We start from the raw sequence: 10,911 nt of genomic DNA, 5'->3' as shown, positions 1-10,911 counted from the left end.
AGCGCTGTGCTACAATATTGGAATTGCAACGGCAATCTTAGGGAGGGTTATTGAATCACATGCTCATCATTGGTATCGCCGGCGGCACCGGCTCGGGAAAAACAACCGTAGCCCGCTCCGTCATTGACCGTCTTGGAACGGGAAAGGTAACTTTCATATCTCAAGATAACTACTATAAAGATCATTCACACCTCAGCTTCGCTGAACGTGAATCCATCAATTACGATCATCCTTTCGCTTTCGATAACGAGCTGCTTATTGAGCATCTTAAATGTCTGCGAGAAGATAGGGCCGCATATGCACCGGTGTATGACTTCACAGTTCATGCCCGCTCCACTACGGAGACTGTAGAACTGAAACCCAACAATATTGTAATCATCGAGGGACTCCATGTTCTATCCGACGAGAACCTCCGCGATATGCTTGATATCAAAGTCTTTGTTGATGCTGATCCTGATGTACGCATCCTCCGCCGGGTACTCCGAGATATCGAGGAACGTGGTCGGAGCATTCAATCGATCCATCACCAATATTTGAGCACGGTTAAACCAATGCACGAAGCTTTTATTGAGCCATCCAAAAAATACGCCGATTTGATCATCCCTGAAGGTGGCCATAATGAGGTCGGTATCCAGTTGTTGTCCATCCTAACTGAGAAACATTTATATAACGACTGGACGTCCTAAAGCTCTTAAATACCTAGTTCTAGCCCTAGCTGTCGAGATTCTCTCGACGGCTTTTTTTTGCATGCTCATCCCCAAACCTGCAGTTGATTATTCAAAGAATAATCCCACCGCATTTTGGTAATAGCTAATTTCACAGCAGCTTGCGGAAGAGGGATAACAACTATGGGATTTCTAAACAGAAACATAACAAAAATATTCAAAAACCCTACATTAGGGCACCCCAACCCCACTAGAGAATTACCTAAAGAACCTCTCAAAGAAAACCTTCAAGATAATATTGAACATATAAAAAAGGCGCTTGGCAATAGCACAGACCTTGTGATCAGAGATTTCTTCATTGGCTCCAAGCAACAAATGAAAGCCGCTATTTTCTATACAGATGGACTTGCTGACAGTAAAGCTATTCAGGATTTCATTCTGGAGTCTCTTGTCTTAGAAATTCCAGATTTGAGCTTAGAGCCTGATAGTGACAACTATTCCTTATTAAAAAATCACATGCTTACCGTAGGTGATATCAAAGATGCGACGGAGTTCCATTCTTTGCTAAACTCCCTATTATCAGGAGATGTGATCCTTTTACTAGATGGATACGCTAAGGGCTTCACGATTGGCATGCGTGGTTGGAAAGACCGTGGTGTCACGGAAAGTGCTACAGAAACGGTGATCCGTGGACCTAAGGAAGCCTTCACAGAAAGCTTGCGTACCAACACTGCATTAATCCGGCGGAAAATAAAAGATCCTAATCTGTGGTTAGAAACACAACAAATCGGACGTGTGACCCAAACCGATGTATCCATTATGTATATCAAAGGAATTGTAGATGATGGGATTGTACAAGAAGTACATACACGTTTAGATCGAATCGACATCGATGGCATTTTGGAGAGTGGTTATATCGAGGAATTAATTGAGGATGAAACCTATACTCCATTTCCAACGATTCATCATACCGAACGACCTGATGTTATTGCAGCTGCGCTTATGGAAGGAAAAGTAGCTATTTTAGTAGATGGAACGCCTATAGTCATGACGGTTCCTACTACATTCGTTTCCTTCATGCAGACCGCTGAGGATTACTACCAACGTGCAGATGTTGGTACCTTAGTTCGGATGCTCCGTTATTTCTGTATATTCATTTCTCTTTTAGCCCCATCCTTATATGTAGCTATTACTACTTTCCATCAAGAGATGTTGCCTACAACCCTACTCATTAGCTTAGCTGCTCAACGGGAAGGCGTACCGCTTCCAGCGTTTATTGAAGCCCTCTTAATGGAGCTTGCTTTTGAGATTCTAAGAGAAGCCAGCGTGCGTATGCCTCAAACCATAGCCCAATCTGTCTCTATAGTGGGAACGCTAGTCATTGGAACGGCTGCAGTAGATGCTGGCATTGTTTCTGCCGCCATGCTCATTGTCGTTGCTGTCACGGCAATCTCCAGCTTTGTTCTACCAGCCTTTGATCTCGCCTTGACGGTCAGAATGCTTCGTTTCCCAATGATGTTTCTAGCCGCTTCCTTCGGATTGTTCGGGATCATTATCGGAATTATTGCGATTGTTCTGCACATGTGCAGTTTACGCTCCTTTGGAGTTCCTTATATGAGCCCGCTAGCTCCGTTTAATCTTGTTGATCAAAAGGACACCTTTTTCCGAATGCCTCGTTGGGCTATGTTTACCCGTCCTAAGCTAATCAATCAAAAAAATCTCGTTCGGGAAAAGAGTACACCGCCGGAAAAACCGGGAGATCTGACGGAGGAATAAATCTTGAAACGAAAATCTTTGTGAAATTCGCTTGTTGGGGAAAGTAACTAACTCTTTCTTGGAAGAAATGAAGTAATCATTAGGAGTGAACGAAACCATGTTAGAAAAGGGAAAAATAAGTGCCCGTCAGCTAACCATTCTTGTCATGCTCCTTACTATTGGCGATTCTATCCTTATAATTCCCTCTTCCACTACAGAATACGCCAGACAAAATGCCTGGATTTCCACTTTAATTGGGATGGTAGCAGGTTTATTAGCAGTCTATATGTACAGCAAGTTCGCAAAGTCATATCCCAATTTAACGCTTATTCAAGTGATTCAAAAGGCTTTTGGAAAATGGATAGGAACTATTATATCCCTTACATTTTTAATCTATTTTCTTATGGTTTCCGTTGGAAGTATGCGAGAAATCGGTGATTTTGTGACCTCGGAAATGTTACCTGGAACCCCTATTCCGGCCACTCTAATCTTGTTTATACTGATTATGATTATGGCAATACGACTCGGTATTGAGGTTATAGGGCGAGCTAGCGAGCTCTTCATTCCTATGTTCATTGTCTTATTCCTAATCCAGACGATTGCTATTATTCCCCAGATGGAAATTGTCAGAATACTGCCCGTATTGGAGGACGGAATAAAGCCTGTTCTAAGAGGGGCTATCTCCATCACTACTTACACCTTTTTAGAAACAGTTGTCTTTCTCATGATACTTCCTTATGTAAATCAACAAAAAATGATAACAAAGAGTTTCTTACTGGGTACGCTTCTAGGCGGTATTGTAATTTTTATTACGCTCACCGTCTCCATCCTGGTGTTAGGTCCGGATCTGACGACTAGAGATATCTATCCCAGTTATAACATCGCAAGGCGTATATCAGTTGGCGGATTCTTCGAACGGGTTGAAGCCATGATAGCTCTACAATGGATGTTAACTTTGTTTATAAAAGTAACTTTGTACTTCTATGCTTTCGTTCTGGGGTTGTCCCAATTATTAAAATTAAAAGATTATCGCGTGTTATCCTTACCCACAGGGATGATTTTAGTGGCACTCGCTCCAATCATTGCTCCGAATTTCACTTATTATAACGCTATTTTTGATAATTATTGGGTGTACTATGTTATAACCTTCGGTATTTTTATACCGTTTGTGTTATTAAGTATGGGCATCTTTCGTAGAGCACTCAGCAAAGACTTAACATCTCGGAACTAAAGATTGTTTGGGAGGTTGTGAACATTGGGTATAGTAGTGATCCTCATCATTGTAGCCGTTATTATAGCCTTCGAAGTGCCTCTTATGCTGAGGAAAAATTTAATCAAGGAATTTTGGGTTTTTTTATTTCTTCTGTTGCTGGGAACTTTTTTTAGTCTGATTTACGTCATGAATATCTCGATCTCAGACCCGTTAGCCTGGATGGTGTTCATCTATAAACCTGTAGCCGACATGGTAAATGCCTGGTTATCTTAAAAATAATGGGACTAAACCCGAGAGATCTAACGGAGGAATACACCATGAAACGAAGATCACTTCTACTTTGTCTTCTTGTTCTCATACAAATTGGGTTAACTGGTTGCTGGAGTCGACAGGAAATGAATGATCTCGCGATTGCCGTAGGGATCGGCATCGATAAGATCGGAGATCAATATCAAGTTTCTGCACAAGTGGTTTTACCCAGTCAAATCGCTGGCTCAAAAGGGGGAAGTCCTCAATCACCCGTTAACCTTTACAAAGAGACAGGAAATACTGTATATGAAGCGCTTAGGAAGATCACAACCATTAGTCCACGTAAAATTTACATCTCTCATCTGCGGATCTTAGTCCTTAGCGAGGCTCTGGCTAAAGAGGGAATCAATGACGTTCTTGATTTCATGTCAAGAGATACCGAAGCGCGAAATGATTACTTTATTGTGGTGGCAAAGGATGCACGGGCAGAAGATACTTTGAAAATATTAACTAGCCTCGAAAAGATTCCTGCTGTGCGATTGTTTTCCAGCTTGGAAACATCGGAGAAAAAATGGGCACCTACATCTACTGTGACATTAGGAACACTGATTACAGAACTTGTAAGTAGGGGTAAGAATCCAGTCTTAACAGGGGTTGTCATCAATGGAAATGTAGATGCAGGAGAAACTCCTAAGAATGTAGAAACCGTAGATTCTCCAACAGAATTGAAATACTCTGGATTGGCCGTATTCAAAGAGGACAAATTGATCGGTTGGCTAAACCAAGAGGAATCAAAAGTGTATAACTATTTAACGAATAAGGTAAAGAGTACGATTTCCTTCATTAATTGTCCCCAAGATAAAGATAAAAAGATATCTCTTGATATATTTAAGGCCGAATCAAAAGTAAAAGGCAGCATGAATGGCAACAACCCAGAAATCAGTATCGAGCAACATATAGAAACAGATTTAGGAGAAGTTCAATGTAGAAATCTAGACCTCACCAATCCAAAGACCATCACCGAATTAGAACAAATCGCTAACGTGAAAGTAGAGCATTTATTCCAGACTACGATTAAAAAAGTACAACAAGAATACAAATCCGATATTTTTGGATTTGGCGAGGTCATCCATCGCTCTAACCCACAGGCGTGGAAAAAACTGAAGGATAATTGGGATCAAACCTTTGTTAACTTACCAGTAAACGTAAAGATGAACATAGAGATTCGCCAGTTAGGGAAAGTAACTAACTCTTTCTTGGAAGAGACGAAGTGATAAATTGGAGGGAACAAAGCCATGCTCGAAAAGGGTAAAATAAGTATTCGTCAACTTACCATTCTTGTTATGCTTCTTACCATTGGGGATTCCATTCTTGTAATCCCCCCTTCCACTACACACTACGCCAAACAAAATGCCTGGATTTCCTCCTTAATTGGAATGATCGTAGGTTTACTAGCCATTTTTTTGTACAGCAAATTCGCAAAGTTATACCCCAACCTAACGCTTATCCAAGTGATTCAAAAGGTTTTTGGAAAATGGATAGGGACTATTATATCTCTTTTGACCTTAATGTATTTTCTCATCGTTACCGTAGGAAGTATGCGGGAAGTCGCTGATTTCGTGACCTCGGAAATGTTACCCGGAACCCCCATTCCGGCCATTCTAATCTTATTTATACTGATTGTCATTATGGCAACACGACTCGGTATTGAGGTTATCGGACGAACGGGTGAGATCTTTACTCCCATGGTTATAATCCTATTTCTAATCCTAACGGTCGCCATTATTCCTCAGATGGAAATAGTCAGAATGCTGCCCATATTGGAGGACGGAATAAAGCCAGTGCTAAGAGGGTCCATCTCCATTTCGGCTTACACCTTCTTAGAACCCGTTGTCTTTCTAATGTTCCTCCCTTATGTAAATCAACAAAAAAAAATAACAAAAGCCTTATTACAGGGCTGTTTCCTAGGTGGGATTATCATCTTCCTGACAGTCACTGTTTCCGTATTAGTACTAGGTCCGGATTTAACGACCAGAGATATATATCCCAGTTATAACATAGCAAGACGCATATCGGTTGGTGGGATCTTTGAGCGGGTTGAAGCCATGATAGCTCTAATGTGGATGTTAACCTTGTTTATAGAAGTAACATTATACTTCTATGCTTTCGTCCTAGGGTTATCCCAATTATTAAACTTAAAAGAGTTTCGGGTGCTAACTCTGCCTACTGGGATGATCCTAATCGCACTAGCACCTCTCATTGCTCCGAATTACACCTATTACAACGCGGTGTTTGATAATTATTGGGTGTACTACATTATAACCTTCGGGTTATTTCTACCCTTGGTATTGTTAAGTGTGGGGATGTTTCGAAGTGCACTGAGCAAAGACTTGAAATTTCGGAATTAAATAGGAGCGCCCTTTTTTACCTAATAACAATCCGAATCCGAGTAGGGTCACCGAATGCGGTGAGAAACCGTGTGATGTTGCTGATTCATTAAGTTTAATCTCTTGCGGCTCTATCTCCCCACCCCGATTCGTAAATAAACATAAACCTATAAATTTTTTTGACACTACAATATAGATCTCGTAGATTCTCTAACGATTAATTCTGCAGGGAAAATCTGATGCGCATGATTTACCTTCTTATTAATGAGATCAAACAAAATCTTAATCGACGCTTCCGCAATTTCTACTACTGGCTGTTTGATGGTAGTAATAGAAGGATTATAATAGAAGGAAATATCCAGTCCGTCATAACCTGCCACAGAGTAATCTTCTGGCACTCGCTTGCCTGCTTCAAATATGGCTTTACAAGCACCGATGGCCATACTATCTGACAAGGTGAAAATAGCAGTAAACTCTTCCCCTGACTCTAGCAACTCTTTTGTAACCGCATATCCATTTTCCATACTATAGCTGTCAATATTCTCTTTCATCCGCCGTACTAGCCGTTCATTATAAGCTATTCCATGATCAGAAAGAGCCTTTTTATATCCTTCATATCTTAATTTACCGATACTCACATCATCTTCAGGCGCGGTAATAACTGCTATTTTTTCATGTCCCAAATTACATAAATAGTCTACAATTTTATAGCTCTCATTAAAGTCATCTACAGATACAGAAGAATAGTTACTTAGATCAAACTCTTCCGTCATCCCAATCGTGCTGAGGACAAATGGAACCGTCAATTGCTGTAATTTTTCTTGAGAGTGTGAGAATAATCCCCCCAGGAACACAATTCCCTTCAGGCGCTTTTCTTTCTCCAGCTCAATTGCCACTTCAATCTCATCTTGATTCTCATCGACTCGCTGTAGGATAAAGGAGTACTTCTTTCGCTGGATCTCTTTTTCAAATACTTTAATCATCGGGCTGAAAAATGGATTAGATATCCCTTTGATCAATACAGCAATCGTTTTCGAATCGGAACGTTTTAAATTTCTGGCACTGTTATTCGGTACATAATGGTTTTCTTTGATGACTTTCATAACCATCGCTTTTGTTTCTTCATTAATATCCGGATGATTATTTATAGCTCTAGATACTGTAGTCACGCCAACCCCACATAATTTGGCGATATCTATGATAGTCAATCTCTCCATTTCTACCTTTCCTTTACACGTTAAATAAGAAAGTAGGGGATTCTTGAAGAGAAGACTCAACAAGAAAAGCACCCTACTCGCTTCTACATACATATTCTATTTAACCCTTAACGGCTCCTGCAACGACACCTTCGATAATATATTTTTGGCAGGTGAGGTAGAAAATAATGATGGGTACAATAGCTAGAACTAGCATCGCCATCATAGCTCCCATATCAATCGATCCGTATCCACCTTTTAGGTACTGTATCGCAATAGGAATGGTTTTGTATTCCGTACCGATCAATAGGTCAGGCAACAGGAAATCGTTCCATACCCACATTACATTAAGGATCGCTACGGTTACAGCTATAGGCTTAAGGATGGGCAATACCACTTTAAAGAACGCCTGCGGTGGATTACATCCGTCAATCATAACCGCCTCTTCAACCTCCAGTGGGATGGACTTCACAAATCCACTAAACATAAATACCGATAGCCCTGAACCAAATCCCAGATAGATCAAGATAATCCCAATCGGATTGTCGAGATGCAGTACATTGGCTGTCTTAGTCATTGTGAACATTACCATTTGGAAGGGTACGATCATCGAGAACACAAATGCGTAATACATCAAGTTCGTGAATTTTGATTTTACCCGAGTAATATACCATGCGGTCATGGAAGTGAATAACACGATTACAGCAACCGAACACACCGTGATAAACAAGGACATTCCGAAAGCACTGAAGAAATCAATCTTCGCTATACCGCTAGTATAGTTCTTCAAACCAACAAAAGTAGTTCCATTAGGGAATAAGAAAGGTGTATCACTGATGTAGAACTTCCCTTTAAAGGAGTTCATCAGAACAATAAAGATCGGAGATAAGAACGCAATGGCCAAGACCAACAAAATAGTGAATATGGAATAGTCTTTTGCTTTAGTCTGTTGCATTAGTTCTCAACCTCCTTTCTTCTAGTAATGACAAGTTGTACTAAGGCGATTAAGGCTACCAGTGCAAAGAATACGACGGCTTTCGCTTGACCGACACCTTCCCATCCTGTTTTTCCGTAGAAGGTATTGTAGATATCCAGTGCTAACATCGAGGTCTGCTTAGAAGGAGCACCAGCAGTCAACGCTAAGTTCTGGTCAAACAATTTGAATGAATTCGATAACGTTAAGAATAAACAAATGGTAATGGATGGCATTACGAGTGGAATCGTCACATTACGTAAAATCTTTGAACGTGAAGCTCCATCAATTCTTGCGGCTTCTACTATATCCTTAGGCACATTTTGAATACCTGCAACATAGATAATCATCATGTAACCTATCAATTGCCAATTCATAAGGATGATTAATCCCCAAAATCCATAAGTTGCGTCAGAGGTCAAAGTAACTCCAAATTTATACAGGATTCCATTAAAGATCAGCTGCCAGATGTACCCTAATACGATACCGCCTATCAAGTTAGGCATAAAAAAAATAGTTCTAAATACGTTAGTCCCTTTTAGCTTTCTAGTTAACAACATCGCCAGTATGAAGGCGAATACATTGATCGTAAGAACAGATAGAACTGTAAACTTAACAGTAAAGCCTAGTGCATTTAGAAATTCTTGATTTGAAAATGCTTTAGCGTAATTGCCAAACCCTATCCATGTTGCATCATTGACGGTAGTAAACTCTGTAAAGGATAAATATATACCTAGCAGAAAAGGTACAACAAACGCGATCCCAAAGGCTATTATGGTCGGTAATGCAAAAAGAGCAAAATATTTTCTTATCGATTTTTCCATGGAGTCTTCTCCTATCTCAGTATGGAAAATGATGAAACAGATGAATTTACTCGAATTGTTGCTTAGTGCCACTGAAATTCCAAAGGGAATCCAGTGGCACTAAGCTTTTATCTTTATAACAACTGAGAGTTATTCAATCATTTTTCCATGCATTTATTATTTTGCCTTTTCAGCCTTCCAAGTGTCCTTAAAGATGGTTACAACTTCATCCCAGGTTTTATTGCCTTGAGCATATTGCAAGAGCGCATCACCAAAGACATTTTTGAACTCTTCACTTGGGAATGCCGCAAATGTCCAAGCTACGGAAGTCAGATCTTTTTCCATCCAAGCGGATACTTCTTTAGCCAGTGGATCTGCTGGTTTTTCGCTGTCTTCAAACGTGTTGAATGGAGCGATGAAACCTAAGTCGTTCGTTACATAAGCTTTACCTTTTTCACTGGAGAACAACCATTCCAAAAATGCGATAGAAGCTTGTTGGTTCTCAGCAGAGGCTTTGCTGTTGATTGCCAAATAGTTTTCTGTACCTACAGCCAGACCTTGTTTTTCTTCGCCTTCCATACCTGTGTAGATAGGCAAGAATTTGATGTCCTCAGCTTTAACTACGTTACCATCTACATCATTGATTTGTGACCAAGCCCAGTTACCGTTTTGAACCATCGCTGCGTTACCAAGTGCGAATTCAGCCATGGAGTCCGCTACAGATTTACTACCCAGAAGGGATTCTTTAGTCACAGAGTTTTTGATGTAAAGATCAAAGATGTTTTTGAATTTATCGTTATATTTGAATTCAACTTCCTTAGAAGCTAGACCGGCAAGAACTGTGTTATCAAACTCAGTGTTGTCTTTGAATTCATAGTACAGCGGCAAGTTAGCCAAGTGAGTCTGCCATCTCCATTGTTCACCCGCAGCGAGGGAAGTCGAGGCGAATACGCCTTTGATACCCAGTTGATCTTTTTTAGCGGTCATATCTTCTACTACTGCTTTCAAAGTCTCGAAATTATTGATTTCAGTTGTGGAAGAGATCGAAACAGCTTTGTCAGCTAAAGCAAAGTATTTCTTCATAATGGCGTCGTTGTAGATAATACCGTATCCTTCAACTACGTAAGGGATACCATACACGCCTTCGCCTTCAGTTACAGCCAAGCTTTTGTCGGACAAGTAGCTGTATAGCTTAGTATCTTTTAAATCCAAGGTGTAATCTTTCCACGCTTGGAAACCAACAGGTCCATTAATTTGGAAGATCGTAGGTGCATCGGACTTAGAAATTTCGGATTTCAATTTAGTTTCGTAAGTACCTGCTGCAGCTGTTACGACTTTTACTTTAACGCCTGTCTCCGCTTCGTAATCCTTAGCGATTTTTTCATATATTTCTGCAATTTCAGGCTTGAAGTTTAAAAAGTAAACCGATCCATTTTTACCAGATGAAGCGTTTCCACCATTGGTTGCTGTATTGTTCTCTTTATTCCCACACCCTGCTGCCAAGACTACAACCATAGACATTACCAACATGAGCCCTAGATATTTTTTAATATTCTTCATTTTTCTTCCCCCTCGAACTTTTTATTAAATTACTTCTCTTAAAGACGTCTCCGAGCTTGCTCACCGAGAATAATGTCAGCGTTTTCATTTCACTTAAATATTCTCCGCTT

The 10,911-nt window shown here is 40.3% G+C and carries 10 protein-coding genes; 6 read left to right on the top strand and 4 right to left on the bottom strand.

From position 1 onward, the window contains the following. The first annotated feature begins 59 nt into the window (after window positions 1-59). From udk to ACFWMP_RS23865, 6 genes are all read left to right on the top strand, one after another. Window positions 60-686 carry a uridine kinase gene (gene udk, locus ACFWMP_RS23890; RefSeq protein WP_042123429.1) on the top strand — a complete coding sequence of 209 codons (627 nt, stop codon included), beginning with the start codon at window positions 60-62 and terminating at the stop codon, window positions 684-686. Between the two features lie 162 nt (window positions 687-848). Further along, entirely contained in the window at window positions 849-2,441 is a 1,593-nt protein-coding gene (locus tag ACFWMP_RS23885) for a spore germination protein (protein WP_379424864.1), read from the top strand. 97 nt (window positions 2,442-2,538) lie between these two features. After that, complete coding sequence (locus ACFWMP_RS23880) at window positions 2,539-3,651, top strand: GerAB/ArcD/ProY family transporter (protein WP_379424863.1); 1,113 nt, start codon at window positions 2,539-2,541, stop codon at window positions 3,649-3,651. 24 nt (window positions 3,652-3,675) lie between these two features. After that, window positions 3,676-3,906, top strand: coding sequence for a hypothetical protein (locus ACFWMP_RS23875; protein WP_339244335.1), 231 nt, complete (start codon window positions 3,676-3,678; stop codon window positions 3,904-3,906). 44 nt (window positions 3,907-3,950) lie between these two features. Beyond that, window positions 3,951-5,156 carry a Ger(x)C family spore germination protein gene (locus ACFWMP_RS23870; protein WP_341059028.1) on the top strand — a complete coding sequence of 402 codons (1,206 nt, stop codon included), beginning with the start codon at window positions 3,951-3,953 and terminating at the stop codon, window positions 5,154-5,156. Window positions 5,157-5,177: 21 nt separating this feature from the next. Then, window positions 5,178-6,290: a GerAB/ArcD/ProY family transporter gene (locus tag ACFWMP_RS23865; protein ID WP_076286656.1), complete on the top strand. Its 1,113-nt coding sequence runs from the start codon at window positions 5,178-5,180 to the stop codon at window positions 6,288-6,290. A gap of 164 nt (window positions 6,291-6,454) precedes the next feature. Here the strand turns inward: ACFWMP_RS23865 and ACFWMP_RS23860 are convergent, their stop codons facing one another. From ACFWMP_RS23860 to ACFWMP_RS23845, 4 genes are all read right to left on the bottom strand, one after another. Further along, window positions 6,455-7,486 carry a LacI family DNA-binding transcriptional regulator gene (locus ACFWMP_RS23860; protein ID WP_042184130.1) on the bottom strand — a complete coding sequence of 344 codons (1,032 nt, stop codon included), beginning with the start codon at window positions 7,484-7,486 and terminating at the stop codon, window positions 6,455-6,457. Between the two features lie 100 nt (window positions 7,487-7,586). Then, window positions 7,587-8,420 (bottom strand): carbohydrate ABC transporter permease, encoded by an 834-nt coding sequence (locus ACFWMP_RS23855; protein WP_379424862.1) that lies wholly within the window; start codon window positions 8,418-8,420, stop codon window positions 7,587-7,589. Then, window positions 8,420-9,262 (bottom strand): carbohydrate ABC transporter permease, encoded by an 843-nt coding sequence (locus ACFWMP_RS23850; protein WP_060626540.1) that lies wholly within the window; start codon window positions 9,260-9,262, stop codon window positions 8,420-8,422. Before ACFWMP_RS23850 ends, ACFWMP_RS23855 begins: the two co-directional genes overlap by 1 nt. 156 nt (window positions 9,263-9,418) lie before the next feature. Continuing rightward, window positions 9,419-10,801, bottom strand: coding sequence for an ABC transporter substrate-binding protein (locus tag ACFWMP_RS23845; protein ID WP_076286658.1), 1,383 nt, complete (start codon window positions 10,799-10,801; stop codon window positions 9,419-9,421). Window positions 10,802-10,911: the final 110 nt, after the last annotated feature.

This window comes from Paenibacillus sp. NPDC058367 (assembly GCF_042723305.1).
Taxonomy (GTDB): Bacteria; Bacillota; Bacilli; order Paenibacillales; family Paenibacillaceae; genus Paenibacillus_AQ.
The sequence above is the reverse complement of the archived record's forward strand: the minus strand, read 5'-3'. Positions and strand labels throughout refer to the sequence as shown.